Below are 26,237 nucleotides of genomic sequence, written 5' to 3'. Positions count from 1 at the left end.
CGGATTGACCCGCAACGTTTCGTGTGTATGTTTCACATCTAATTATGGAGGTAGGAGTGGCGCGTCCGAAATTGGGTGATAGTGAAAGCCAGCGGCTACAGATGGTAATCACCGAAAATGAGATTAAGGCGATAGACGACTGGCAGTTCGCAAACCGGGCACCGTCTAGGTCGGAGGCAATCCGGCGGCTGGTACAAATTGGGCTTCGATTTGATCGGGAGGCGGAGCGGCTAAACGCTCTTGCAGAAGCGATGTCGGCTAAGACGCGAGACTACGCAATCTGCATGAACGCTCTGGTTGAGGCCCCGGAAATAGCGGGCACGACAAACGAAAAGCTGTTGAGTGACACCATGGCAGCGCTTCGAGCCATGGCAGAAATGGTCAAAGCAAAATCTGAACTCTCCTATGGCGTCCACTCCATCGTGGCGCAAATCATGCCTTTCAAGGGTGTCGACATCGATCTAGGGAATGCTGCGGCGTATTCGAACCAAGCCAAGGTAATCCTTGATCAAAAGCTGCACGAATTGAGTGAGAAAGGCTTGCGAGGGGGTGACAAATGAAGGGCCACATCACGGAACGCAGCCCCGGCAAGTGGGCGATCGTGCTGGACCTCTATGACGAAGCTGGCAAGCGTCGTCGCAAGTGGCACAGCTTCTCCGGCACGAAACGGCAGGCGCAAGAGGAATGCGCTAGGCTCATCACTGAAATCAAAAATGGTCACTACGTCGAGCCGACCAAACAGACCATTGCCGAGTTCCTTGACGAATGGCTGGACTTTATCAAGCCGTCGGTCGCTCCAAAAACCCATGAACGCTATGCCGAGATTTTGCAGAAAGGTGTCGCGCCGCTCCTAGGCGACGTGACGCTCGCGAAGTTGAAAACCGATAGGATCGACGGCGCATTTGCTAAAGCCCTCACAGCAGGCCGCAGAGACGGCAAGGGCGGGCTTTCACCCCGGACGGTTCATCATATGCGCCGCGTGCTCATCAAAGCCCTGTCGCAGGCAGTGACGTGGGAACGCCTCTCTCGGAACCCGGCTACGGCGACCACGCCGCCGAAAGTCGAACGCAAGAAGATGCTGGCATATGATGCCGCGCAGACGGCGGAGTTGATTGAGGCGATCCGGCCGACGCGCATGTTCATCCCTACCCTTCTGGCTGTTATGTGCGGACTGCGGCGTGGCGAAATCCTTGCGCTTCGCTGGCGAAACGTCGAGCTTGGCGATAACCTCCGGCAACTCTCCATTGTGGAGAGCGCAGAGCAGACCGAGGAAGGCGTCCGCTATAAGGAGCCGAAGTCTGGCCGCGCCCGCACCGTAGCGATGTCATCGACGGTGCTTGCGGAGTTGAAGGCGCATAGGATACGCCAAGCGGAGGAACAGCTACGGGTCGGCATGCGGCCCGACGCCGAAAGCTTCGTGGTTGCACAGTTTGACGGAAGTCCGATCCAGCCCCGTTCCTTGACGCATGAATGGGTGCGCATCATCGGCAAGACAGCCCTGCCCCGTATCCGCTTCCACGATCTCCGCCATACCCACGCGTCACAGATGCTGGCGGCCGGCGTTCATCCGAAGGTCGCTAGCGAGCGCCTTGGGCATTCCACAATCGGGATCACGCTGGACCTCTATTCGCATGTGATGCCAGGGATGCAGGCTGATGCTGCGGAAGAGGTTGACGCTGCAATCCAACGCGCGGTAAAGCCGAAGGCGTAAAAAGGCATTCGGTAGCAAAATGGTAGCAGCAGCCTGAGATTGGGTTGTCAGAAAGCCAGAAAAACTAACGAAATCAATGCTTGGAGGGATGGCCGAGCGGTTTAAGGCACCGGTCTTGAAAACCGGCGTGGGTGCAAGCCCACCGTGGGTTCGAATCCCACTCCCTCCGCCAGATATTTGGCTATCGGATTGTTAAGGCATCGTTTTTTCGGGCAGCAATCCTGGGTGCCTAACTTGGTGCCTAACGTCTCAAATCGATGGAGCGCGCGATGTACGTGAACCCAGACTTGCTTAACCTTGCAGTCGCGGCCGTAGCATTGATCGTCTCAGTGGTGGCCTTGGGATTCTCCATTTTCTTTTGGTACCGGCAGTTTCGGCCGATCCTCACAGCAATGGTTGAGACGCACCACGGGGGCAACGAGGGGATCGCATATGACTTGGTCATCCTTAACTCCGGATCGATCCCTGCAAAGAACATAAGGCTGCTTGTAAGCGATCAGGCAGCGCTCCGGGCGGCGCTAGGCGCCGGCGCCGATGACGAGAACAAGGGCCGATGGTTGGCTTGTTTCGAGCCTTCTAGCGTGATCCGTCTTCTCCAAAACGGTGCTCGGACGTCATGCTCATTTGGTCTGACCCATAGAGATCCGCGCCAGAGCTTTTGGATTGCGCAGGCCGAGTTCCCGATTCAGATCGAATATGAAGGTTGGTTCGGAGAAAAATATCAGCGAGACCTGCCAAATGTTTTGCAGATCGCCGATTCGGACAGTTTTACAGGCGGAATGTGGGGTCCAGTTAAAACACTCGCAGTAAGCCGGCGGAGCTAAATGAAAAGCCCGCCACCGTGAGGCAGCGGGCTTTTCGGAAGGCACTCTCTGGCCACAAGAAACCCGCCGCTGTGAGGGGGGCCCAGGGCGGCGGGTTCTGCACCTTGAATAGAGCGGCCATATTCCTGAGAAAGCCGCTGCACGACATAAACCCGCAGAGGCGGCTCTTTGTTCCAGACAATTTTAAGAACCAGCCAGCACTTCCTGGGATTTCAGATCATCGCCCCACATGACGGTTTCGCCGAAAATGTCTGGACAAGGCTCTGCGTCGGCGCCTTCCTCGTCGTCGGCGTTGTCTAGCTCCAGATCATCGAGGCAGCCAAGCGACGGCTCGTCGTCTGCCGTTTCCTCCAGATCGCAATCTGCCTGCATGAGATCCAGTGCCGTTATCAGGCTCATGGCACGGTCTAGGAGGTCGTTCAGCCGCTTCTCGACAGACTGGCGCCATATGCGCGGGTCGACGCCGTGGGGGCATCCCAGTGGCTTCAGTGTCCGGACGTGCGCGTTCATAGCCGCACCGCCTTTCCATCGCGGTACAGTGGCACATCGAGCCAGCCCGATGGCTGCTTCTGCAGGCCGATAATGTCGTGGTTCCACTCGACAACACCGCTGGGGCAGCGCGGGTCTGTGCCTGCTTCGTAGGTGACCAGCTTCGGCCCGAGCCACGAAGCATCTTCAATCGTACGGCAACCCGGCGCCGAGAACTCGCGACGGTGACCGCCTCCAATGAGCCAGCCGTGATAGCCGGTCGTCAGCTCGTCCATGGCTGCGGCGAACTGGTCGTAGTGGTAGCGGGCTCGCGCCATCGCGGCGTCTGGCTGGGATGCTTCGGCGATGATCGGAACCGCGACGGCCGACGCGAGAGCGCCGACAGCCGAGTTGCGGAGGAACAGGCGGCGGGTGAGGCTCATACCTCGCCGCCCATCCCGGCCAGCCGGGCGATGTCGTTCATGATGAAGTTGAAGTCCGATCCATCGTATTCCCAAATCCGATGCACCCGCACCTTGGAGGCAAGGTCTTCAAGCGTCGCGGCCGGATAGCGAAGAAGCGCGTTGGCCGCATCCGAAGTGCGGTGGGTGGCCTTTGCGTATGCCTTATCTATCTTGCCATAGCCCGTCTTACGGCGAGCAGCAGCATCAGCCTTGTTATAGGCCCGGAGGGCCTCGGCATGCTCTACGCTGGCGCGGCTCGGTTGCATCGTTGCGAGTTCAGCGACAGTCGTCCGGCGCAGCGTTTCGACTTCCTCCGCTGTCATCTCGCCCGCGACTGGTCGCTTACCCCTGACGGAGTAATAACGTAGTTCGGCCGCATTCAGCGCCGGCTCCAACGAGCGGAGCGCTGCCCATTCGGCAAGAAAAGCGGCTTCGAGCTCGGCAACCTGGGCGCTAGGTGCTGCGTCGGATGGCTTCGTAGCCATTGCGGTTGCGGCGAGAGCAAGCCCCGCCCCGGTCAGGTTGAGAAGGCGGCGGCGGCTGAGATTGGGCATGCCTTCGGCGGCTGCCCGAACAGGTGTGTTCGGCATGTTACTTTCTCCCGTTTGCTAGTTACCAGAACTTGTTTACTATGTCCGGTAACCTAAAAGCGCATTCGGGTGTTGTCAATGCCTTTCTAGGTGTGATAACTAGAAAAGATAACTTGAGAGGCAAAATGCTAACTACTGGAAATCAATTGAAAGCCGCACGAGCCTTGATCGGGATCGAGCAAAAGGAAGTCGCCGACCTTGTTGAAGTCAACGTCAACACAATCCGAAGCATGGAGGCGGCCGGAGCCGGACCCATCGCCGGCCGCTCGCAAAACGTGCAGGCGGTACAGCGGGCATTGGAAGGCCTTGGCGTCGAATTCTTGAACCATGGCAGGCCAGGCGTCCAACTAAAGGAAAGGCCGTGACCACCAACACGCCCCGAGCCCGCATGTCGGCCGCGCGCCGGCAAGCCATCTTCACCGAGCATTGCACCGGCCACAACGTCGCGCCTTGCTGCCTATGCGGCGAGCCGATCCACCGCCGCAACGACCGCTGGATTATCGAACATAAGCGCGCCCTCGCCCTGCTAGGCCCGGACTTGAACACCAACTGCGGCCCGGCTCATTTCGCTTGCGGCGAGGTCAAGACCCACACCCAGGACTTGCCGAGGATCAGGAAGGCCAAGCGCCAGCAAGCCCGGCACGAAGGCACAAAAAAGCCGGCGCGAGGGTTTCAGGCCCCGGCCGGCGTTTCGTTCGACTGGCGCCGCAGGCGCTATGTATCTACTGCCCCGAACGTTGCGCCGGACCTGTCAGGTTCCATTGAATGAATGGCGCCCTGTTGCCGGTGATTGTCTCGATCGATTTCAGAAGCGGCTCATGAACGTCTTGAAGCGCGCGGTAATGCTCGCTTTTGTACGACAGGAGCGGCCCGACGATGCTCTTGTGCAAGGCTTCCGCTGCAGCGAGAAAGCGGGCGATTTGTTCCTGGGAAAGCTGTTTTGAAGGTTTAGTCCTAGCCATGGTAGCGAACTCCGTTTCAGGGGATCGCCGCAACGGCTCATTGATTCCTGATCTATTTGGCGCGGGCAAGCCCTACCATCGACCGCCTTACTTGTGCTGCCACACCTTGTAAGCCGAAACTACCAGAATTGCTGCTAATAGCGGGAGCAGGAGTTTTTCAGGAACTATCCCGAGAAACTGCCCTCCGATGAATGTCCCGAGGATTGACCCAACCGCCATCACAAGCAGAAAGGTCTTGTTCCGGCCAATCACTGTAAAACTTTGGTCACGGCTATACCGAGTGAAGCCTACCAGCATCGTTGGTAGGCTCACTGCAAGCGACAGAGAACCCGCCAGCTTGATATCTGACCCGAACAACAGCACGAGCGTTGGGATCAGCAATTCGCCACCCGCGACACCAAGCAGAGAAGCCACGACCCCTATACAAAACCCCGCGATGATGCCTGCAATGATCAGTGCCGCTCCTGTAAAAAGCGGCGACCCGGTAGCCCCAGGATGATGGCCGAAGACCAGGACCACAGCAATCAGGATCAGCAGTGCCGCAATGACCTTGTAGAGTGTTCCGGATTTGAGGCGAGTCGCCCATCCCGCCCCAAACCAAGCGCCAAGGAGGCTTCCGCCTAAGAGGTTGAGGATAATCGGCCACTGCGCTGCCACGTCGCCAAGCGGCACCGTTGCTGCCCGGAAAGGCAAGGCGGACGCAACAACGACCAAGCTGGTTGCCTTATTCAGTATCACGGCTTCGAGGGCAGCGAACCGAAACAGGCCGATAAGGAATGGGAGGCGGAATTCAGCGCCGCCAAGGCCGATCAAGCCGCCAAGCGAACCAACGCCCGTTCCGACAACAAATGCACCAAGGCTGCGACGTTGAATCATCGCGCTCGATATGCCGTAAGTGGAGGCGGATCGCTAGCCCATTTCGCCGGTCGATCGGTTCAGCGTTTCTGCCGACGCTCGGCTTCCATCGTGGCAGTCATTGCAGCCTGCCCGGCTATCAGCGCCCGGATGTCAGATTGCATGAGCCGGAGCTGTTCTAAAGCGTCATCCTGGAATCTCTCCCGCTCTGCCCGGCCGCGAGTGCTGTTGGTTTCCAGCGTCAGCACGCGGTCTTTTAGCTGGGGCAGTTGCTCGCTGACATCCTGAACTTGCGACGCCACGACAGCCGTTGCCTTGGCCTGTTCAATGAACTTGGCATCGAGCCAGCCCATAGCCAGATATCCGAGCATCCCGAGAACCGGCGTTGCGCCGATCATCGACAGACGTGCGATCAAGCGAAGGCCAACACTGTCGGCCAGCTTCTCCATGTTGTCGGTCATAGGCGCTGCCTTTCATGCACTGCTACCAGCATTTGCGGCGCTGCCCGTTACGGTCATTGCCTATAACGCGCTCGTAGCCAGGGCGGTTCGCCTTGATCAAAGCGATTGTCCCTTCAGGGCTCAGGCTGTTCGATTGAAATCCCGCGCAACTGCTCGCAGGCATCGACTGGCATGCCACTCCCGCGCAGGCCAGAAACGCACAGATCATAGTCAGACATACCAGCGAGCTTCGCATTGTCGCCCTTCCTTTCAAGTTCAGCTTTGAGGTCGGCCGCTGCCACTTCGGCGACGCGGCGGTTGTATCCTTGGGTGTCGCCTTTCCAGTGCGCGACCGGATAGACGACAGCGGCAGCAAGCGCGGCGCCGGCCACAGCGGCACCGCCCAGCTTGATCCAGTCCAGCAGGGTAAACATCAGGCCGGCACCGTGCCGAGCGCTTCAGCCAGACGCTTGGCCTTGCGGTTGGTCCACCAGCGATAGGCGCCGCCACAGATCAGCAACAGAGCGCTAACCAGTGCGAGGATGACGACAATCTTGGTAATCCACTCGCTGGCGTAGGACAGCGGCGAGAGCTGTTCCTGAAGGCCTTGGAGCGTACCAGACACACCGAGGCCACCGCCCCCGGCGCCGATGGCGGCATCAGCCGGCGCGGTCGACGGCGCAGTCTTCGCGTCCTGCACGAGCGCCTTTGCCTGCCCGCCCTCAATGAAGTTCGCGGCTTGCGGGGCTTCGCCGGTTGCCCAGGCCTTGCCGATCGATCGGACTTCCTTCACGCGGGCCGACCAGCCCTTGCCGAAAACGGCGAAGGTGCCGAGATGGCGCAGGAAGTTCATCCGCGCGTCGCAGATCCGATCAATCAGCGCGTCGTTGTTGTTGATCGCCTTGAGCGCGGTAATCGTACCCATGCCCATAACGCCGTCGATGTTGCCGGTGTAGACCGGCCGCAGCGCTTGCTGAAGGAACATGATGGAGCGGCCAGGCCCGGAATTGACCGCGCCGTCGAACAGCACGTAATCGACGCCATCGGGCAGCAGATCACCCTTCACCGCGTCCCAATATTGCCGGTCGTAAATCTCGTTTAGCTCATCGGTCGAGATGCTCTTGACCGAACGTGTGGCCTGCCCCTTGCCCTTTCGATAGGCGTCATAGACCCGCTGGGTGACGCCCTTCATGGTCGGGCCGCCAGGGTCCTTCTTATTGTTCGAGTACCCGCCTTCGTGCGCCAGCACCTTGGCAAGCGATTCCTTCTCGCGTGAAACGGCCATGGCTGTTCCTTTCGGCCCGATCGGGCGGCTTTAGGTTTTTGGGATTAGGTGTTGACGCTCTTGACGACCGTGAACCGGATAACGATTGCTTCCGAAAGCGAGCCCAAGCTGACGTTTCGAACGTCTATCGTTGCCGATCCCGCTGCGGGTCGAAAATTGAAGGTGTAGGCTCCGAAGGTGCCGACCGAGATATGGTTGATGGTGCAATTGTCGGTCGCGGCAATCGAGCTATCGGTAAGCACGAAGCTAACCGTTGTTGAGGCCGCCAGCGCTGCCGCGTTCAGCGTGATGTCACCGCAGATTTTGTTGAGCGTGACGCCTGTTGCCTTCGAGGTGGCTTGCGCTACAGCACCGCCGACGCCGGCAGCATATCCAAAGCCGGCTTGTCCGGTGGCGAAGATACCGCCCGCCGCCGAGACGAGGCCAGTGGCAACGAAGTGGCTGGACCAAGACAGGACGCCGGCCGAGTGCGTCAGCGTTTCAGCGCCGAAGGTCAGCACCGCGCCAATCTTGTACCAGGCATTCGCCCAGCGCTTCGACGCCTGCCCCATGTCCGATGAGCCATCAACGTCCGGTTCAATGCGCGTCGTGACGGCCGGCGTTGTCAGCGTCGGGCTGGTGCCGAAGACGTTCGAGCCGGTGCCGGTCTTGGTCGTCAGCAGCGCCAGGAGATTGGCCGATGTCGGCGCGGCAACGAATGCGTCAAAGCCAGATGCGCGAGTGATTGCCACCCAGGAGGTCAGAGCCGCAGTGATGGCTTGGTATGTCGCGACGAGATAGGTGCGAATTGCCTTTTCGGTCGGCAGCTTGGTGTCGACGTTCGCGGCCATCGTGCCATCGATCGAGACCGCAACGCCGCTGTCCTGAATTATCTTGCCGGACGTGCCGCTAAAGGTTGTGATATTGCCAGACACCGAGGACGCCGGGCCAATGGCCGCGCCGTCAAGATTGGTCTGGATCACGTCCCATTGTGCGCCGACAGCGGCTTGCGTTCCCGACGCGGTGCCATCGGTCTGGCAAATGATCAGGTCACCATTCTCGACAACGATGCCCGACGCCCCGCCAATCTTGCCGGCAACGGACACGCGATAAGTCCAGCCCCGATCGGCGGCCGGATAGTTCGGATTGGCCGAGCCGTCGATGACACCCTTGTGGACCATCGCATCTTGCGCTGCGATGCGCCCATCCATGTAGGTTTTGACCGCCTTCTGCGATGCAACCTTTGTGTCGCTGTTGGCGGCCAGCGTGCCATCAGTGTCGAGATAGCTGATCGGAATGGTGGCGCCGTCGACATAACCTTTGTGGGCCGCAGAATTCGAAGTTGCGGGAGCGTCGCCCAGGTAGACGGTGCTGCCTGTTGGAACGATCAGCCCCGTTGCGTCAACGTAGACCTTTTCCACCCCACCAGGCTTGAAGCTAATCCGCGTGCCGACACCCGAAATAATCGAGGTCATGCCCGAGGTCAGCAGGCCCATGAGCCCGCCAGCGGCCGGCGCTTGCGCGAATATCTGCGCAAGGTTCGTGCTTGCCTGCACCGTGCGGCCAATCGTGTTGCTGGCATGGTTGAGGAAATTGTAGAAGAGGTCGGTTAGGGACCGGGCAACGTTCTGCCCCCGCACCACGCCATCTTGTGCCGCGACAAGGCCCCCGGTGTATTCCGTGCCGGTCACCCGGTTGACGCCTGTGTTATACCGCAGGCCGATGCCGTAGCCTTGGCGCGCCAGCTCGCTTGCCATGCCCTGCATGACCATGCCGTCAGGCATCATGTGATAGTAGAAGTCCGCACCGCCCGACCACCACGGATCACGCGCCCAAGCGGCAGGATATTCGAAGCGGCAGCTTTCAGGCGTCTGCGAGGCGAACGTCTCAAGTTGCACGTTCACGTCATCGAATTGCACGTCAGCCGTCTGCACGGAGCTTGTGCAGCCATGGATGACCAGGGGAGTGCCGACCGGCCACCAGTCTTGAGTTTCCAGCCGGGCGCGAAATTCCGCCAGGTCTTGGGGTATCCATGACGGCGCACCCTTGTCGCTTTCGCAACCGCGCCAGTGGCCTTCGTGCAAGATTGTTTCGCCGGCCGCTGCCAGCGCGAGCGGCACATGCGCCTTGGTTGCCTCCCACAGATCGGTTGCCGTGCCGAGCGCCCGGCAGGCAAGCCCATTCGTGAGGCCACCCGGCCCGGTATATGTACCAACCGGGATAGCGTACCAGCCGGAATTGATCGTCAGCGCGCCCGTGACGAGGTATTGCGCCAAGACCGTTTCGGCTTCGTTGCGGATGCGCAGCGGTTGATTGTTCGGCGAGATATTCAGGAAGGTCCAGTCAAAGCTACGGTCGACGCCGTTGCGGTCGATCGCGCTGACATAGATGAACGTTGCCAGAGCCGGGTTTGCGTTGTTGCACTTGATGCCCCCGGCGCCCGGATCGGTGTTTGCCGTGTTGGTGGACCAGGTGAGTTTTTGCCCGCCGAGGAAATGGCTGATAGGCACGCCGCCATAGCCGACAACCACCTGGTTGATAGGCACCTGGTCGTTGGTCGATTCATTCGTCAGCGCACAGGTGATTTCGTTGGTGTCATCGTTGGTGACGAGCGCCCACTCTTCATCCCCGGTGACCGTCTCCGGGTGAGCATTGTCATTGGTCCACATGCGATGCAGAGAGCTTGGCGTCCACAGCGCCGAGGTTCTCTTCAGAACCGCATTACTTTGCCCGAAAACGCCCTTGTTCCTCGGTGCAAGAATGGCCTGATAGACCTGTGACCCTTCCTGCACGAAGGCCAAAACGCTAGTTCCAACGACAATCGGGTTGCTGGTCGAGACCAGCCAGACGGTGCCGATGTTGACCGCGCCATCTGTCACGCTGACCCGCGTTCCCTTGGTCACGTCGCGGTTGCTGTCCAGATCCCGCGCACGCTGCCAGAGGCCGGACGAGGCGATATAGATGCCGTTTTCCCGGCCATCGGTCTGGTCTTTCACCAGCACCCGGTCATCCGCAGCCGTGACGCTTCCGTCGATCAACTGTAAACCACTCAGCGTGATGTTGCCGGTGGTCGCTAGGCGGCAAGGCGCCTTGTATGCTACGGTTTCACCATAGCCAGTCACTTGATCAACCGAAGTGGTCGCCATTTTGATGGACTCCGCAGCTAAAAAGAAGGTTGTCCCGGCTCAGCCGGGGTTCTGGCGCGACCCGCGCTATAGTGGGCTTGGGGCTTTGATCGGGGTTCTAATCTTCGGCGCGATAACGTACGCAATCGTCACCACGTTCATCCCCACCAAAGGGGGATTTTCCGAAAAGTGCTGGAATTACGGTGGCCGGTCGGACGACACCGATTGCTAGTTGGCGACCGTCTGTTTCAGCATCGGCTTTAGGCCGGCATCCCCGAGTTTAAAATCTTCGGTCAGGCCGCCGCCTTCAATGATCCACCGCCAGTATGGCAGCGTCAGAAACGGGATCATTTTTGACGCGCGGTCGATATCGGCCGGCGCCAGATCGGGATTTGTGGTCGGGTCACGGTCTGTCAAGGCCGACAGCGCCTTCAGGGGGACGCCAAGCAATTGAGCCGCGTCAGTTCCCAACTGGAATGACGGGCCGAGCAGCGCGCCGAAGGCGTCGCGGTTCGCATAGCGCGAGGCTGGGGCCTGTTGTGTCTTGCTGGGGAAGGCCGCCGCACTCAAATTGTAGATGCCAGGACCGCCCAGCTTTTCCCATGTGTTGTTCACTTCAAAAGCCAGTTGGAAGATGCCGGACTTATCCAGGCCTTCGGCGATCCAGTGACCAGGGTTATCGTTGAGCGGGCGGCCGGATTCGACTTGCTTGGCGTAGTAGGCAACAGCACCCAATGCACTCATGCCGACCACACCAGTGATGAACGAGCCAGGCCCTTCCTGCAGCCCGCGCATCAAGACCCGTTGATTGGACGCCAGGGCAAAGCTTTTGAATTGCAGCAGCGCCCGCCCGGTCGGCGTATGGGCGAACAGCGGCACATCAGCCACCGATTTGGTGACGATGATGCTGTCAACGTCCTTGTTGACCGCAGCGGCGAAAGCGCGCCGAGCGCCCTCATCCGACCAGCCGGCAATCCCCGGAATGTGGACGTTGCCGTCGACATCGCCGAACTCTGCAAACTGCTTCGAAATCCGTTCGGCCATGTGAGCGTCGATGCCGAGGAAGCCCATATATTTCAGTTCGGCCGGCGCGAGGCTTTCATAATCGACCGCGGCGTTTTTCAGCAGCCGGTTTTGCACCAGCACCGAGGCAATGGACTTGTGCATGTCGTTCCACCAGGGCAGCAGCGTCATCTTGGAAAAGACGTTCGCGGCGTTGTCGATGAATCGTTCAAAGGGCGAGTTGCTGGCATAAGGGTCGGCAAGTTCGGCCATGGTCGCAAGCCGGCCCTGCAGAGACCGTTCCGTCACCGCGCCCAGGAGCTTCGCGTCTTCAACCGCCAGCTTGACCGCATCCAGATTGGTCAGGAGCGGCGCTATCCCCTCGCTCATGTAGCGGCCCATGCCGTGGACCATCGGAGGCCGGGCAGCGTCAGACAGCGACGAGACCACCACACCCCCGAGCGAGCGCATGAAGTTGAACACGCCGGCCATGCGCAGCACCCGAGCGTAATTCGTGTGTTGCGTGTCGACCTTGTATTGACCGCGCAGCAGATCCCGGACGCCGGCTATGTCTTCAACGTCGCTCTTCTCGCTCTTGGCGAGCGCCTTCAATGCGCTGGCTTTCGCCTCGGGATCAGTGAAGGCCGGGTTGTCTTCGATGGCGTTGCGTAGGTTCAGGTATTCGTTTTTCACCCGATCGAGCTGGCTTGCCAGTGTCGGCTTGCCGGCGCCGCCCAGGCGCTTGTCCATATTCGTCAGTTCGACATCGGCCGCCATGACGCGGGCATATCGCCGCCCGATCAGTTCAATGTCGTGTTCAAGAAAATCTTCAATGAGATGGTCGGGAATGTTGAACGTGCGTTCCTTCAGCGGCCCGCGCGAAGACATCGTCATATCGTAGGACGGCATGCCCTGGTTTGCGCGGCCGGTGAGCTGCGAAAAGATATCGTCAACGATGCCCCCGACATAATCGGCACGGTCGGCCGGCGAGACAAATTCGGGAATCTCTTGCTTCACCTTCGGCATCATCGGTTCGAGCTTGTCAGCCTTTGCCTTGAGCCCTCCGATGCTGGCGCGCAGCCGGTCCAGTTCGATCGATTTGGCCGACAGTTCGGCCAGGATTTCATCATTCGCGCCGCCTTCGGCATCGAGCCGCTTCAGGGCTTCGACGCGCTTTGAAAGGTTGCGTTCCTTCAGCTTCGATTTGAACAGGTCGCGGCGGGTTGTGCCGTAGTCGACCACCAGCGCCACGCGCGGCGACGAGTTGGACAGATCCTTCACCGCATCAAGTTCGGCTTCCAGCTTTTCCAGCTCTTCGCCTACCGTCTTCGCTTCGGCGGCAGTGATTTTGCTTTCATTGACGATGGCGTCGGTTGCCTGGTCGAAGGCTTCAATTTCTTGCTCAAAGCGAGAGATGCGCGTGTCGATGCCGGCGGTGTTCTTTTCGGCGCCGGTCACGCGGCCGATGAAGTCGCGAACATCCTTCACCGAGGCGTTGGGAGCCAGCCCCACGCGGTCCAGCCATTCGGCCGCCACTTTGTCCAGATTGTCCATCGCCGCCGCTGTGGCCTCTTCCTCTGGCGTGCGCAGGGGATTGCCGCTCAGCTCCGAGCGGATCGATTCCATAACCGCCACCGGGTCGACATAGCCGTTGCCGTCTTGCGGGAGGTTCGCAAACATTTCGTCTTCGGCGTGGACGAAGTTGTCGACATCGCCGATGCCACTCTTTTTGATGAACATGCCCGGATGGGTCTTAGGCGTGACGCCCATTGCCCGCAGCTCATTGTCCAGTTTCGAGCCGACACGAATGCCGCCCTTAGCCTTGATCAGCGCCAGGATCGGCGACCGTTCAGCGAAGGTCTGCTTTCGATTGGCCGAGCGTTCGGCCGCCCTCGCCTGTTTCACCGTGTCGACCATGACGGCCTTTTCGTCGGCACCGCGCAGCATCCGCACCACATCGGCCGGCGCCCGCTCTTTCAGCACGTCTTGCCTGGTCTGCTGCAGTTGGCCGAGTGAAGCCACCTTGCGTTCCCGGATGCCTTGCCGATCAGTCAGGCGGCTTTCGATATTGTCGAGACGTTCGGAGACCTTGCCGAAGGTTTCGCGCTGCTTTTCAGCATCGACAATCCGGTTGCCGACCTTGATTTCATCGGCCTTGAATTCGAGCTGCGAAAGCTGGTCATCGATCCACGGCTTGACGATGGCCTTGAAACGCCCTTCCCCAGCATTCAGCCGGTTCGAATTCCAGAGGCGGGTCAGGTAGGACGTTGCCGTCTTGACGTTCACATCAGCCGGCAGCAGGCCGGCGGCGATGGCTTCGTCCTTCAGCGGATCGAAGAGGGTCTTGCGCCAGGATTGAGCCGCCGCCGAAACCGCATCGTTTTCGCCGACATCGCCACGGCGCATCGCCTTGCTGACAGCCGTGCGAAACTCTTCCTTTGTCATGTCGAAGCCAGGCTCTTTTCGCGCCTTGGCATAGGTTCCGCGCATGTGTTCCAGAGCTTTGGTCAGCGCGCCCCGATCCCAATACTTGACCGCGCTTTCGACAGCGAGATTGCCTTCGCCCCGCACGTTCTTTTCAAGGTAGAAGCCGGTTTCGGCCATGTTCGCCATTATCTCGCGAGACGGCGCCGAGGGGCTATGAGCAGCACGCAGCAGCGGGTTGAACCCAGACTGAAGAGCGCCGACCGACTTGGCGCCCGAGGCGATGCCGTAGTCACCGAGGACGGGCTTGTCGACCGCCTGAGCGCCCATGCCAACGCCTTCAGCGTGCGCAGCCACCTCTTCAGGCGTCGGAATGTGTTCCTGTAGCGCCTTTTCGACCGAGGCGAATGCGGCCTTTCGCTCAGCATGGGAGAACAGGGCGCCGACACCAGAGCCGAGCAGGCCGCCCAGGATAGTACCAGCGCCAACAGCCATCGCGCTTTCAGCAATCGGCCGCGTCTGTTGCGTCGACTGCAGGGCGATTTCAGAAACGCCGGCACCTAGGGCGCCAGCGCCGGCCGTGCGCAGCGCAGTCTTCAAGACCGTGGCGCCGATGGTCGCTTCGCGGACGACAGCCCCGCCAGGAATAAGCGTAGGCAGATCGACCACACCAGCCAGGGCAGAAGCGCCGGTCCCCCACCAGCCGGCCGCGTCGATGGTGCGCCGGTCTTCGGTTTCCATGTCGATTTGTGCCTTCATGGCCTCGAGGCCCGGCGCGTTGAAGACGTCAGCGAACCGATCCCAATTCTTTTCGTAAGGCGTCCCCTTGATTTTCTCCCACATGACATCGCCAGTGAAGCCGTCTTCACGCGTGGCGAGGTCGACGCCGGCCAGCTTGTTCGAAGCCATCGAACCAATCGTGTTGCCTTGCCGGAAGGCGGCACCGAGCAGCGTTGCCGTATCAGGCGCGACTTCGGTTTCCGCCGGCTTGTAGTCGACGGCGCCAAACGTGCCGAGCGCCGGCCGGTCTTCGGGATAATCGAGAATCGGCATTACAGGTTGCCTCCCGATCCACTACGGAACGCCTTGCCGGCATCAGGATCACCGCCACCGCGCGGGTTCTGTGGCGGCTTGGCTTCGGCCGGCGCGGCCGGTGTTTCGTCTTCGGCACCCTTGCGGCGCACCAGATCCGATTGAACCCGGCCGGCGCCGATGGTCGCTTCCGAATTGAGCGCCCGGATGAAGTCTTGCGTGTTCGGGTCGGCGTTGATGGCTTTGGCCTTGGCGACCGCAGCCCGGTCGATATCGTTGGCCTGGTCATCGACGGCGTGGCGGGTCAGGAAGCGTTTCTTTGCATCTTCCGCGCCCTTCGCTACGCCCACGTTCAAGGTCTTCGGATCGATGCCCCACTGCCCCGCAAACACCTCATCAAACTTGATCTGCCCGCCTTCGGAGTACTGGTAGAAAAGCCGGTAGCGAGGCGGGCGCTTTCGCTCGATATCGGCCCGCGTCGTCGCGTCCGGGATGATGGCGATGTTTTCGACTTTGCGCCCGTCATGGAGGCCGGCCACGTAGGTTTCGGCCGTCTTCATGGCGTCGGTGCGCAGGTAGTCATATTTGCCGTCGATCGGCGGATAATGCAGCTCAGGCGGTAGGCGCATCAGGTTAGGCGCGCCCGATATGTTGCTGACATTCCAGCGGGTTTTCAGTTCGGCCAGGGCTTGAGCCTTCGCCGCGCCTTCGTCGCCGCCGGTATCATAGAATTTCTCTTCCGCGATTTCCTTGTATTCGGCCATCAGCGCGCTTGTCTGCAAAGGCATGATGCCGGCGCCGGGCTCCGGTGACAGGATGCCGGGATCAAATTCGTTGGTGACATCGGCCACGGTCAGGGTCTTTGTGAACTTGTCGAGACCGGGCTTCAGAATCTCACGGTTCACCTTCTTTGCCGGGTCATCCATAAACAGGATGCGCTGCGAAGCCTCTTCGCCGGACATGCCCCGATCATTGACGAAATGGCGGAAGGCCGCGAGCTTGTCGCGAATTTCGGCCGCGCCCTCGACAGCACCGAACGAGACAGGCGCCACAGTCTGCAGGGCATCGGCTTGCGACATGGCAGCGGCGAAGACGGCCGGGTCTTTCGACGCGGCGCCCTGCCTCACTTGAGCCTGTAGCGTGTCGGGAATGTAGCCGGTCGCCTTGACGAAGCCTTGCGTGACAACCGGCTGTTGCTCTTCTGGCGTTACCTTGATCATCGCATCATAGGCTTTGTTGCCAAGCGACTTCTGGTCGCCGTCAAAGCTGTTGATCGAGGCCGCAGGGCTTCCGGCCAGGATAGCCGACACCAGCGCGCCGACGCCGCCGTCTTCCTTCTGCTTCGAGCGAAACGCCTTCAGTTGCTTGGTGATGTCGCCATCGTCCAGCATCGGGTCACTGAGGATCTGGTCTTCACTGACAATTTTGCCAGTTTCGATGTTGAGCCCCATCGCGTCGTCATAGGCCTTGTATTGCGCCTGCTGCTGAATGCGGGTTGCGGTCGCTTCGGTCTGAATGTCCTTTTGCGCGCCCTTGGCGATGGTATCGCGCGAGACATAATCCATATCGGCGAACCGAGAGTCCACCTTGAAGCCGGCGCCGCCGCGCTGTCCGAGCGGAAGGGACTTGCCCGCCATATGCGCGGCGATGGCATCGCGCGCCCAGGTCGGAACACTGTCCGAATGATGAGAGGCGCCCCAGGCGCGGCGCGAACCGATATCGAGATGCAGGGAATTGGCGTAGACGCCGATGCCGGTAAAACCCATCGAGGAAGCAGTCTGGATCAGCCGGACGCGCTCTTCATTCGATAGCTTGCTGACATCGAGGTCCAGCGCGTTGCCGTGTATGTGTTCGGACTTGCGAGCCCCGCCAGCCCTCGCATTGCGTTCAGGATCACGGAAGCCTGAGACGATAGGCACGGACGCTCCAAAGGCGTTCTGCACTTGCTTGAAGCGCGACAAGACCACGCTGTTGACGCCGGCAACGTCAGCGCTGCCGACGCGGCCCGCCTGGTTGCCGATGATGACCGGCTGGTCTTCGCCGCCGTACTGCTTCGCTTGCGCGTTGTGGAGGTCTTGAGCGTATGCCGTGGCGTCGTCGGCATTGTCGAACTTGCCCAGGTGCTTGCCGGTCTGTCGATAGAGCTTGATGGCGTCGGCATCGCTCAGGATTTTGCCATCGTCCGAAACGGTCGGGATCAGAATTTCCTTGCCGTCCTCTTCGAACGACATCGAGCGCACGGTTGAAATCGTGCCGTCAGCATTCTTCACCACCGGCCGCGCGTTCAGGTCGATGTTGCCCGCTTCTTTCAGGCCACGAGGCGCAGACTGTGCGGCGCCGTCGCTGCCTTTGGTCTTGGCGAGAACCTTCTTGTAATAGTCGGCCGATTCTTGCGGGATGACGGCATCGTTGCGACCGCTGGCAAGCCACTTGTCGGCCCGGCCGGCGCCGCCATTGTAGGCAATGAGCGCGGCTTCCATGTCGCCATCGTAGCGAGCCAGCATTTTGTTGAAATAGTACCGGCCATACTTGTCCGACACGTCTTCATTTTTCAGATATTCGGCCTGTGCCTCAGGCGTGCGCGGGAAGTTCGGATCTTGGATTTCCTGTGCAATCTCGACTGCCGTGTCCGGCATGACTTGCATTTCACCGATAGCGCCGGCACCGGAGACAGCGTTCGGATCATGACCGCTTTCGACGCCCTTCATGGCGTTGATGATATCGTCCTGCCCCGGAGCCTCGCCGAGAGCCCGCAGCCGATCGGCCGGCTTCATGCCGTTAAGCGCCGCCATCTGTGCCTTGGCCTTCCAGCCACGGCGCAGCGCATCCTTCTCGATCGGGTTTACGTCTTCGTCTGGAATGGCATCGATGAAGTTATTGCCCTCAAAAACAGCATCATCGAATTTCGACGGGTCGCTATAGAGCCGGCTTTCAATGGCGGTCAGGCCTTCATCGACGTTGGTTTTGTAATAGGCCTTGCGCTGCTTTCGTTCGAAATCGCCCGCGCCACCCTCGCCGTTGATGAGGCTTTCTTCAGTACTGAAAAGCTTGGCGTCATAGACCGGCTTCAGCTCTGCCGGCACGGTCGTCATGAATTGCTTGGCGGCTTCCTTATAGGAGCCCTGGTATTGCTCTTTGAAGCCGAACGCGCCCGGTTCGGCCTTGTCGCCGGCAGCGGTCAGGGCTTGAGCCTGTGCCGATCGAAACTGCTGGTAGCGGCTTTCCGTGTCGAAGAGCTGGGTTTTATCGACGGTCTCTTTTGTCTTGGTCTCCCGGACCTTCAAGCTGTTCGACATCGACTGCAGGCCGGCGCCGAGTTGCGCCACGCCCTGCCCGATGGCCGAGGTGTCAAAGCTCGCAATCGGCCGGCCCGAACGCCCGCTGGTCGGCGCGCTCAGGTCTTCAGCGCCAGGCAGTTTCAGCGCCATTAGTAATAGATCCCCGAGGACGGCGCCGCGTATGGCGTCGGGTTCCAGTCCTTAGCGAACGAGCCCACGCCATCCATCAGCGTTCCGACCGCGCTGAAGTAGGAGCCGGTTTGCGCCGCCTTGCCTTCCATGCGCGCCGAGGCGGCTTGAGCCCGCCTGCCCTTTGCCCGCTCTTCGCCGCCATAGCGGATCATGCCTTCGTTGACCGCGCCTTGCGTGGCAATGTCGCCGGCCAGATCCACCACCGTCTCATCGAGCGCACCGAGGCCGGAAGCGCTGGCTACAGCCTGTTGACGCGACAGAACGAAGTTCTTCTCCTTCTTGGCGCGTTCCGCCTCACGTTGGGCCGCTGCCGTCTCTTCCTTCGCCTGTTGATCGAGCTGCGCCGCCTGGTAATCGGCCGCGCTCTTTTTCGCAGCGCCGGCCGCAAGCGTGCCAGCCGCCGACACGCCGGCACCGACGAGCGCTAGAACCTCAGTTATTCCGAAGTCTGCCATGTCCACACGTCCCCTTCGTCAGGCTTGAAACCAAGCCGCGAGAGCCATTTCGCCGAGGTCTTTTCGTCACGGTCGCAGAGCGCAATGATGCGCTTGTGCCGCGTCTTGGCTTCCTGCATGAGGGCCAGCGCCGTCCGATGAATTGCGTGTCGGTATGGCCGCGCCTCAGGCTTCAGCGAGCAGAACGCAATCACGTTGCCCCGCGAGAACCAGAACCCGGCGACCGCTGCCAGCTTGCCGTCAACAATCCCGGCTATGCCGCGCACCGTTGGACCGCTGCCCTTGTCGCCATACCATTCGGTGAGATGTTCCCGCGTGAGCGGCACGACTTCGTGAGCCATCAGACTTTATCGTTGGTCTCGACGGTGACGACCGCCGCGTTGAGAACGCAAGGCTTCGGCGCCGTGGCACGGATGCAAAGGCGGCTGTCCGGCTTCCATTCGCCGCTGAATGCGGTCGCCGGCTCTTCGTATTCCGTGAAGATTTCATCGGCAGCGACGGGCCTGCCCTGGTAGAGGCGCGGCAGCTTGTCCATGTTGGTGAAATCGCGCCCGACTTCGATGCCGTCATTGTGGACCAGGCCCATGATCAGACCGACATAGTTCACGCGCTTGATTTGGCTGAGAGCGGTACCCGCCGCAGCGGCATAGGCCAGCTTGGTCGACTTGTAGAGCCCGGTATAGGGCAGGCCCACCATGACATCAGCTGCCGCCACCGGAGCGGTGAGCGTGATTGCGCCTGCCGACACCGTATAGGCGCCGACATACTTCCCAGCAGCCCAGGCGACCACGCCCAGGCCGTTCAGATGCGAGAGGCCGGTCACGGACGTTCCGGTAACCGCAGAGATGACCACGAAGCTGTCAGCCATCTTGTTCATCGTGCCGCCAAGGCATTCCGATTCGAGCGCAACTTTGTCGAGATAGCGGACTGTGGAGGCGCTGACTGTCCGGCGCACCCGATAGAAGACTTCATCCTCATCTTCGCCCGGCAACACCGAAACGCCTTCGATGAAGCCAGCGCCGCCCGCGCGCCACCGTGACCAGCACGTCACGTCTTCGGACGGTTCATAGGTGAGCAGCACGACAGTCCCGTCATCGAGCCAGACATGCGCCCGCGTGTCAGGCTGGCGCTGAATTGCCATGCCGACAACATTGGCGTTGCCGGTCAGGTCCGGGCAAAGCAGCGTCAGGTCGCGCGGCAGATAATCGTAGGTGGTTCCATCCGGGATCAGTTCGAAAAGGCGCTTGCCGGATCGTTGAGCAAAGATGCCCCGACTGTCTATTTTCACAGCAGCCACGCCCGCCCGAGAGCCTTGCGTTGAAGGCGTTCCCGCTTGCGCATTTTGAGGCGTCAACGGCTCATCGAATGAGGTCGACTTGATTGAGAACTCAGCGCCAGGCGTTCCGATGATCGGCCGGCTAAGCGAGAGCATGAAGTTGATGGTATCGACCGGCCCAGAGCCGAGCGTCCGGTTGATCGGCCCGCTATCGCCTTCAAAGTCCGGGTCGAAATTCTCGTAATCATCGGCTACCGAGAAGATGAACCGCGACTTGCCGGCCCAGCCGAGCCGGCCCTTGTCGAAGGCCACGCCGCTGGGCCACCCCTGTTTGTCGGACCAGATGCCTTCCTGCCAATTGTCGGAATAGCCAGTTCCGTTGAAGCGGCTCAGGACTTCGACATCAACTTCCGTGGCCGAGGTGTAGCCGACCACACGGCAGATCCCGTTGCCGCCACCGCCATCATAGGTGACCGTGACGATAGCCGTTCCAGACGTATAAAGCCCAGGCTTGAAACCCAGCTTGTAGTAAATGATGGCGTTGTCGTCGTCGTCGTTGTTTTGTGTCGATCCGGTGTTGCCCGTTATATCTTGGCCGCTCGTTCCTGTAGCCCTTCGGAAGTCCTTAAACCCTGTGTCCGGCCCATCGAATGAACGCTGCCAGCGCAAGGTTCCAGCCCAAGTTCCGCTCACAGTGTAGAACCAATTCCGGTCGAAATAATCCGAAGTGTTGAGCCCGGTAACGCGCATAGAATCAGTGAAAGTCAGTTCGGCGCCCAGCCGATAGCTTTGGTTGACGCCCTCATTGAAGACGCGAAACAGTGCGCCAACGTGTTCGGGCTTGAAGAACGGCAGATCGGATGTCAGCGTCGTGTTGCCGTTAGTCGCCGCCACCTTCAGTTTAACCTTTGCCGATCGGCCGGCGAAGAACGGGCCGTTAACAGGCGCATACCTAACAATTGACCAGCTCCGGCCAGCTCCGCGCCGCTCTACGCGCCGCTGCTGGAAGCCATCGCAGGCCAGGAAGAGAACGTCTGCCGATTGATCCCACCGCACATAGGGCAGATCGGCCGCCGCATACGGGATATCCAGTTCCATCGTGCCGGTGGATGCGACCTGGCAGGAGGCCACAATCTTGTTGATGTCGAGGTCCGTCTGAAACTGGACCCAGAAATTGCCGGTCGGTGTGAAGGCGAGGCTATGAGAGCCTGTGCGCAGGGTGGTTTCAGCGATGTATTCGTCGCCGCCGGAGGTCGAGCCGCAGCGGAAGGTCACCGGGCCGCGCGTCACGCTGATGTTGAGCGCATGCTCTTTGTTCACGTCGCCGCCGGCCACAGTGATTTGACGGCGGCAGACGGCCAGACCACCGACATTGACCGCGTTCAGGATCAGCCCTGTGCCGCCGAAGGTGAGAGTGCCGCCGTTGGTCGATGCGTCGGTCCAGCTTGCCGAGGTGGCAAAGGCGCTGTTCGATATCGTGGTGGCGACGGAGACGCGGGAAATCAGCACGTCATCGATGCGAACTCGCATCTTGCCATCGGCCATTTCGATCAGCGCCGTGTCGGTGGTCGACGCCACGAAGGGAATGTCGATGCCGAACGCGTTGTTGCGGCTTGTGCCGAGGTAGCCGGAGCCGGGACGGAGGAACATTGAGCCCGCCGTCTTGGGTAGCCAGTTTTCCATCACTTCCGCTGACAAACGAATGCGATCGACATCAACCCGCGTCAGCGCAGACGTGGAAACCAGCCCCCGGTTGAAGGCCAGCAGTGGCGCATTGGTTTTTGCCATTTAGCGGAGCCCGTAGGGCCTGCTACGCGAGGAAGAGCCACGGCTTTGGACCAGCCGGCCAGGGGGCGGGTATCTGGTTACCGCCTCATTCATGGCATCGGTATTCGAAGCCTTGTATTTCGCCTTGTCCCGCGCCTTTTCTAGTCGGTCTTTCCGCTCAGCCGAGCCCGTCACTTCCTCGCATGTCGCCCAGGCAAGGCACGTCTCGACGTAATCGACAAAGGTTTGCGGCCAAAGACCGAGATCCAGGCCATAGTCTTCGTCGTTCGACACATAGCGAAGGTAGATGATGGACTGCCCGGCCAGGATGCGGCTGGTTCGGTCGTCATAGTCCAGCAGCGGCACCTTGCCGAAATCGTCAGAGGTCACGCCAGCGGTGCGCAGCCAGTCGTCCGGCTTGTCGAACGCGTATTGATAGCCGAAATTGGTTCCGACCGATGGCGTGGCCTCGAGCTGGACGAACCGCATGGCGAAATTCCAGAACGCGGCTTCGAGACAGCCCTTCACGGTCTTTGCATATTCGGCATCGAGCGCACGGCGCGCCTTCCCCTCATCCGTGAGGGCGCCAAGGCGCGGCTGACCAAGCTTGATCAGGGCGCCATTGTAGAGGGAAAGCTGGTCGGTCATCGGATCAAGCCGCCTTCAGGTTTTCCGCGATCCAGGCAACGCCGGCTTCCTTCGAATCCAGCATGTCGGCGATGACCGCCTTGTCCTTGGTGCGGACGACGCGCCAGCCGGCATTCGGGCCGCCCCAGCGCACTTCATGCTCGGAAGGCTTGGAGAGGGTGTTTTCGTTAGTCAGCGGCGTAGGGCCGGCGATATAGGCCACCCGAGCCCCGCCAGCAGCGCCCTTGCCCACTTCCAGGACCAGCACTTCGCCGAACCATACCTTGTCGAAGCCGACGACTTCGATGCGGTCATCAGGGCGCATCTGAGGCCCGACATGGACCCAGAAGCCAGGGTCGAGAAGGTCTTCCGGCTTGGTGTTCGCATAGAGCGAAACCCGGTAGATCGTGCGCTTGCTTTCGGCCAGCAGCAGGCCGTTGACGTTCAGAGGCATGGTAGCTCCTTCAGGTGAAATTGCCGGTGGCAATGACGCTGACGCCCGCCCCGGTGGTGATTTTCCAGGCGCCGGCCAGCGACCGCAGATTGAACAAAAGCGTATAGGTGCCGACGCCGCCGCCGGGGCTGTTGGGCAGAACGGTTATCGCCGATCCGGCGCCGTCTTTGATTTGCACTTGAGCGGTGGCAGCGGTTGCCACCACACAGACCAGCGAGGCCAGCACGTCGCCGATGGCGCCGGTTGTTCCCATCACTTGGTCGGTCTGGGATGCAGCGACGGTTTCAAACTCGCCGTTGCTGGAAATCTTGCCATCCGGGTCAACGAGGATGACCGGAGTGGACTTCGTAGACCCGGCATCGCCGGCAACAATCGGGATCGCTTCGGCCATTGCCGGTTCCTTTCGATAAAATGAGAAAGGGCAGGAGCCGAAGCCCCTGCCCTGTTGACGCCTTAGTCGGTGTCGGTGGTGCCGACAGCCACGCCATCGGTCAGGTCGACGCCCGAAACGGTTGCCGAGTTGACCGTGTGGATGGTCGTGGCGTTCGAGCTGTCCGTGTCAGTGACGAAAATGATGTCATTGGCACGCATGCCGAGCTGCCAGCCGTTGGTGAAGTAGCCGGAGACGCGGACCAGAGTGGCCGCATCGACGGATTCATACTTCCACAGACGGAAGCCAGCGATGCCCTGAGCGATCAGGACCGGAGGGTTGGTAGTTGCGTAAGCCATGGTTTCAGCCCTCCTTAGACGCCGACGATGGCAGAGCCATCATGGTTCATGACGACAACGCCGCTGTTCTGCAGCAGCTTCGAGCCCATGAAGGCGCTGGCGCGAGCCCAGGAATAACCCTGCTCTTCGTCATAGCCGACCTTGGATTCGAGGTTCTCAGTGTCCGCCGCGTGGCCAATGGCCGAGCGATGGTAGAGGAACGCCTTTTCGGCATTCGTGCCGACGCCCGGAAGCGTCGGATGCACCAGCCAGTTGACGCCTGCCCAGCGCATGACGCGCTTGATAGGACCGCCGGCCAGCGGCTGCACGTCGACGTAATCGCGAGACGTGAAAGTCGCGTCGCGCATGAAGTACGTCAGCATTGCGGGAGTGATGAGCCCCCACATGTTTTCGATTTCCTGGATCGGCACGGATGCCAGGCCGAGGATGCCGATTGCCTTGGTGACGAGGGTAAGCGAGCCGGTCACAGCGGCGCCGGTGTCAACGGTGCCGTTCGCCAGTTCGGTGATGATGTCCGCGTCTACCTTGCGGTTCATCACCTTGAGCGAAGTGTCCTGCATGATGCGCTTCTGGTCGCCCTGGGAGGCGAAGATATTGAAGTCGGTCTTGCGCACCAGGTCGTGCCATTCCACCAGCGTTGCGGTGTTCTGGGTCAGGTTGTCGCCACGAGCCGTGATCAGGCCGTTGACGCCACGCGTGCGAGCTTCCGCGCCGCCACTGTCGGCCACGAGGAAGATTGCTTCGTTGCCCTTGCGCACAAACTCGGTCGTAACCGACATGCGCAGCGGGCTTTCACCGGCTTCGAAGCCGGCGATGTACTCTTGACGATATTGTTTCTGGAATGCCGTGTCGGCCATGGTCCAGATTCCTTCTATGGAGGGATCGGGAGCCGTAGGCAGGTTGTCCGCAGGCCAGGGTCGCGGGTTGTCCGGGTTGAACCGGAGCCGCTAGACCGCCCTTCGGCGCTGACTTCGTGCTGGTTTGGGTAGAGCCGCTATGGACGGAGCCGCGTGGCGGGTTGGCCGTCTTCGAGCGGGATATCAGGCCTTGAGCTTGTCGCGGGCCGTGATCAGTTGCCGATAGCGCTCTTGCGCCTTCGTATCCTTGTGCCAGGCGGCGCGCTCGGTCTTCATGCGCTTTTCCATCGAGGCAATTTCAGAGTGGAGGCCTTCTGCCGACGAGCCGCCGGCCGGAACAATCGTAGCCATCGGGTTTTCGGCGACAGCCTTTGCAGCGAAGAAGCGCAGCGCGTCGGGATGATTGCCGATTTTCCGACCGTCAGCCATTCGGCCGCCCATCATATTGTCGAACAACTCAGGGCTGACAGTCTCGAAATAGGGACGCATCGCCGCAAAGTTGCCGGCATAGTCGCCGCCCCATTCCTTTTTCAGGTCGGCCTCTGCAGTCTTCTTGAAATCGGCGTCAGAGGTCGCCTGCTGAAACTGTTGTTCCTCCTGCAGCGCATAGTATTCATCGACCATTTCGGCCATGTCGGTCGGGGCAATGCCCTTCTTGATGGCACGTTCGGCAAAGGCAGCGACAATCGGCTTGTCATCGTCGCCGATCACCCGCTTGTCAGGCAGGACAATGGCCTTGACGAACTCATCGACCGCTTCGGGGATATTGTGTTCCTTGCGGTACGCCTTCCAGTCGTCATCGGTCGCCTTGTCGCCGGGCTTGCCCTTCGGCTTCAGCCCTTCGGAAATCTTGCGTTGCGCCTCTTCTTGCGCCTGTAGCAGCGCCTCAGGAGAGGTGAACCGCTTGAGCATGGCGAGTTTCTTTTCATCGCCCTTCGCCAGCTTGTCGCGCCAGTCCTTGCCGAAAGTGCCTTCCTCTTCGGCGGCGGCAGCCACCGGAGCGGCGGCAGCAGGCGCAGGAGCGGCGGCAGGAGCGGCTTGCGCCGGTTCGGTAGTCACAACGGCGGCAGGCGTGGCTACCGCTGCGGCAGCACCCGGAGCGGGGTTTTCGGCCGGAGCCGCGCCCGCAAGAGTGTCATCGGCCATCAGGTGTTCCTTTCGGTTTCGTCAGCAAATGGATAGGCGTGTTGACCAGCTTCAGGATCTGGTTCCCGACATTGCGCCGGCCGGTCAGGTGGTGGCCGACATCAGGTTGCCCAGCGACGAAAACTTCGTCGTATGTCATCGCGGCCTTGTGGACGATCCAGGCGATTGCCCGCTTCTGCTGTCCCTCAGAAGCGTTGCCAGCGGCGACCGCCTTGATGGCTTCGACATCGAGGTCATCGTATGTGGCAGGCGCCATCGGATTTAACCGCGGCGTCCCGTTTCGCGTTGAGGGTTG

The 26,237-nt window shown here is 60.5% G+C and carries 26 protein-coding genes and 1 tRNA gene; 7 read left to right on the top strand and 20 right to left on the bottom strand.

The features are described from left to right. Nucleotides 1-56: 56 nt before the first annotated feature. The 4 genes from NKJ80_RS08545 to NKJ80_RS08530 all read left to right on the top strand — a co-directional run bounded on the left by NKJ80_RS08545 (nt 57) and on the right by NKJ80_RS08530 (nt 2,535). Nucleotides 57-560, top strand: a complete 504-nt coding sequence (locus NKJ80_RS08545; RefSeq protein WP_352497421.1) for a hypothetical protein — start codon at nt 57-59, stop codon at nt 558-560. Beyond that, complete coding sequence (locus NKJ80_RS08540; protein ID WP_352497420.1) at nt 557-1,711, top strand: tyrosine-type recombinase/integrase; 1,155 nt, start codon at nt 557-559, stop codon at nt 1,709-1,711. Before NKJ80_RS08545 ends, NKJ80_RS08540 begins: the two co-directional genes overlap by 4 nt. An 82-nt stretch (nt 1,712-1,793) precedes the next feature. Continuing rightward, nucleotides 1,794-1,883 (top strand) — tRNA-Ser (locus NKJ80_RS08535). 97 nt (nt 1,884-1,980) lie between these two features. Next, on the top strand, nt 1,981-2,535 hold the full coding sequence (locus NKJ80_RS08530) for a DUF8453 domain-containing protein (protein ID WP_156940994.1): 555 nt from the start codon (nt 1,981-1,983) through the stop codon (nt 2,533-2,535). A 183-nt stretch (nt 2,536-2,718) separates the two neighbouring features. On the opposite strand, the gene NKJ80_RS08525 is transcribed toward NKJ80_RS08530, so the two are convergent. Genes NKJ80_RS08525 through NKJ80_RS08515 form a run of 3 tightly spaced genes read right to left on the bottom strand, consistent with a single transcriptional unit; the run spans nt 2,719 to nt 4,057 of the window. Next, the gene (locus NKJ80_RS08525) at nt 2,719-3,045 is read right to left on the bottom strand and encodes a hypothetical protein (protein WP_023805219.1); all 327 of its coding nucleotides are present in this window, start codon (nt 3,043-3,045) and stop codon (nt 2,719-2,721) included. Then, the gene (locus tag NKJ80_RS08520; protein WP_023805218.1) at nt 3,042-3,446 is read right to left on the bottom strand and encodes a hypothetical protein; all 405 of its coding nucleotides are present in this window, start codon (nt 3,444-3,446) and stop codon (nt 3,042-3,044) included. The genes NKJ80_RS08525 and NKJ80_RS08520 overlap by 4 nt, the downstream gene beginning before the upstream one ends. After that, nucleotides 3,443-4,057: a hypothetical protein gene (locus tag NKJ80_RS08515; protein ID WP_156940993.1), complete on the bottom strand. Its 615-nt coding sequence runs from the start codon at nt 4,055-4,057 to the stop codon at nt 3,443-3,445. The genes NKJ80_RS08520 and NKJ80_RS08515 overlap by 4 nt, the downstream gene beginning before the upstream one ends. Nucleotides 4,058-4,182: 125 nt before the next feature. Here NKJ80_RS08515 and NKJ80_RS08510 point away from each other — a divergent pair, with 125 nt between their 5' ends. Genes NKJ80_RS08510 through NKJ80_RS08500 form a run of 3 tightly spaced genes read left to right on the top strand, consistent with a single transcriptional unit; the run spans nt 4,183 to nt 5,001 of the window. Beyond that, nucleotides 4,183-4,422: a helix-turn-helix domain-containing protein gene (locus NKJ80_RS08510; RefSeq protein ID WP_023805216.1), complete on the top strand. Its 240-nt coding sequence runs from the start codon at nt 4,183-4,185 to the stop codon at nt 4,420-4,422. Then, a complete protein-coding gene (locus NKJ80_RS08505; RefSeq protein WP_156940992.1) occupies nt 4,419-4,826 on the top strand; it encodes a hypothetical protein in 408 nt (135 codons plus the stop codon). Before NKJ80_RS08510 ends, NKJ80_RS08505 begins: the two co-directional genes overlap by 4 nt. A gap of 49 nt (nt 4,827-4,875) precedes the next feature. After that, nucleotides 4,876-5,001, top strand: coding sequence for a hypothetical protein (locus tag NKJ80_RS08500; protein WP_023805214.1), 126 nt, complete (start codon nt 4,876-4,878; stop codon nt 4,999-5,001). Nucleotides 5,002-5,106: 105 nt separating this feature from the next. Here NKJ80_RS08500 and NKJ80_RS08495 read toward each other — a convergent pair whose 3' ends face one another. The 17 genes from NKJ80_RS08495 to NKJ80_RS08415 form a co-directional block, all read right to left on the bottom strand. Continuing rightward, a complete protein-coding gene (locus NKJ80_RS08495) occupies nt 5,107-5,895 on the bottom strand; it encodes a sulfite exporter TauE/SafE family protein (protein ID WP_023805213.1) in 789 nt (262 codons plus the stop codon). 59 nt (nt 5,896-5,954) lie between these two features. Beyond that, entirely contained in the window at nt 5,955-6,335 is a 381-nt protein-coding gene (locus tag NKJ80_RS08490; RefSeq protein WP_023805212.1) for a hypothetical protein, read from the bottom strand. 113 nt (nt 6,336-6,448) lie between these two features. Next, nucleotides 6,449-6,748, bottom strand: a complete 300-nt coding sequence (locus tag NKJ80_RS08485; RefSeq protein WP_023805211.1) for a hypothetical protein — start codon at nt 6,746-6,748, stop codon at nt 6,449-6,451. Further along, nucleotides 6,748-7,563: a glycoside hydrolase family 108 protein gene (locus NKJ80_RS08480; protein ID WP_352497419.1), complete on the bottom strand. Its 816-nt coding sequence runs from the start codon at nt 7,561-7,563 to the stop codon at nt 6,748-6,750. The genes NKJ80_RS08485 and NKJ80_RS08480 overlap by 1 nt, the downstream gene beginning before the upstream one ends. Nucleotides 7,564-7,643: 80 nt before the next feature. After that, a complete protein-coding gene (locus tag NKJ80_RS08475; protein ID WP_352497418.1) occupies nt 7,644-10,724 on the bottom strand; it encodes a hypothetical protein in 3,081 nt (1,026 codons plus the stop codon). Between the two features lie 207 nt (nt 10,725-10,931). Further along, complete coding sequence (locus NKJ80_RS08470; RefSeq protein ID WP_352497417.1) at nt 10,932-15,182, bottom strand: hypothetical protein; 4,251 nt, start codon at nt 15,180-15,182, stop codon at nt 10,932-10,934. Next, on the bottom strand, nt 15,182-18,589 hold the full coding sequence (locus tag NKJ80_RS08465; protein WP_352497416.1) for a transglycosylase SLT domain-containing protein: 3,408 nt from the start codon (nt 18,587-18,589) through the stop codon (nt 15,182-15,184). The genes NKJ80_RS08470 and NKJ80_RS08465 overlap by 1 nt, the downstream gene beginning before the upstream one ends. After that, complete coding sequence (locus tag NKJ80_RS08460; RefSeq protein WP_352497415.1) at nt 18,589-19,086, bottom strand: hypothetical protein; 498 nt, start codon at nt 19,084-19,086, stop codon at nt 18,589-18,591. The genes NKJ80_RS08465 and NKJ80_RS08460 overlap by 1 nt, the downstream gene beginning before the upstream one ends. Continuing rightward, nucleotides 19,068-19,427 (bottom strand): hypothetical protein, encoded by a 360-nt coding sequence (locus NKJ80_RS08455; protein ID WP_352497414.1) that lies wholly within the window; start codon nt 19,425-19,427, stop codon nt 19,068-19,070. Before NKJ80_RS08455 ends, NKJ80_RS08460 begins: the two co-directional genes overlap by 19 nt. Continuing rightward, nucleotides 19,427-22,150, bottom strand: coding sequence for a phage tail protein (locus NKJ80_RS08450; RefSeq protein WP_352497413.1), 2,724 nt, complete (start codon nt 22,148-22,150; stop codon nt 19,427-19,429). The genes NKJ80_RS08455 and NKJ80_RS08450 overlap by 1 nt, the downstream gene beginning before the upstream one ends. After that, a complete protein-coding gene (locus tag NKJ80_RS08445; protein WP_352497412.1) occupies nt 22,151-22,777 on the bottom strand; it encodes a phage connector family protein in 627 nt (208 codons plus the stop codon). A gap of 4 nt (nt 22,778-22,781) precedes the next feature. Then, the gene (locus NKJ80_RS08440; RefSeq protein WP_352497411.1) at nt 22,782-23,210 is read right to left on the bottom strand and encodes a hypothetical protein; all 429 of its coding nucleotides are present in this window, start codon (nt 23,208-23,210) and stop codon (nt 22,782-22,784) included. Between the two features lie 10 nt (nt 23,211-23,220). After that, a complete protein-coding gene (locus tag NKJ80_RS08435) occupies nt 23,221-23,601 on the bottom strand; it encodes a hypothetical protein (protein ID WP_352497410.1) in 381 nt (126 codons plus the stop codon). A 62-nt stretch (nt 23,602-23,663) separates the two neighbouring features. Then, nucleotides 23,664-23,939 carry a hypothetical protein gene (locus NKJ80_RS08430; protein ID WP_352497409.1) on the bottom strand — a complete coding sequence of 92 codons (276 nt, stop codon included), beginning with the start codon at nt 23,937-23,939 and terminating at the stop codon, nt 23,664-23,666. Nucleotides 23,940-23,953: 14 nt separating this feature from the next. Then, nucleotides 23,954-24,796, bottom strand: a complete 843-nt coding sequence (locus tag NKJ80_RS08425) for a phage capsid protein (RefSeq protein ID WP_352497408.1) — start codon at nt 24,794-24,796, stop codon at nt 23,954-23,956. Between the two features lie 183 nt (nt 24,797-24,979). Then, nucleotides 24,980-25,942 (bottom strand): hypothetical protein, encoded by a 963-nt coding sequence (locus tag NKJ80_RS08420; protein ID WP_352497407.1) that lies wholly within the window; start codon nt 25,940-25,942, stop codon nt 24,980-24,982. Beyond that, the gene (locus tag NKJ80_RS08415) at nt 25,932-26,198 is read right to left on the bottom strand and encodes a hypothetical protein (protein ID WP_352497406.1); all 267 of its coding nucleotides are present in this window, start codon (nt 26,196-26,198) and stop codon (nt 25,932-25,934) included. Before NKJ80_RS08415 ends, NKJ80_RS08420 begins: the two co-directional genes overlap by 11 nt. Nucleotides 26,199-26,237: the final 39 nt, after the last annotated feature.

The organism is Mesorhizobium sp. M0030 (genome assembly GCF_040323695.1).
Classification (GTDB): domain Bacteria; phylum Pseudomonadota; class Alphaproteobacteria; order Rhizobiales; family Rhizobiaceae; genus Mesorhizobium.
The sequence above is the reverse complement of the archived record's forward strand: the minus strand, read 5'-3'. Positions and strand labels throughout refer to the sequence as shown.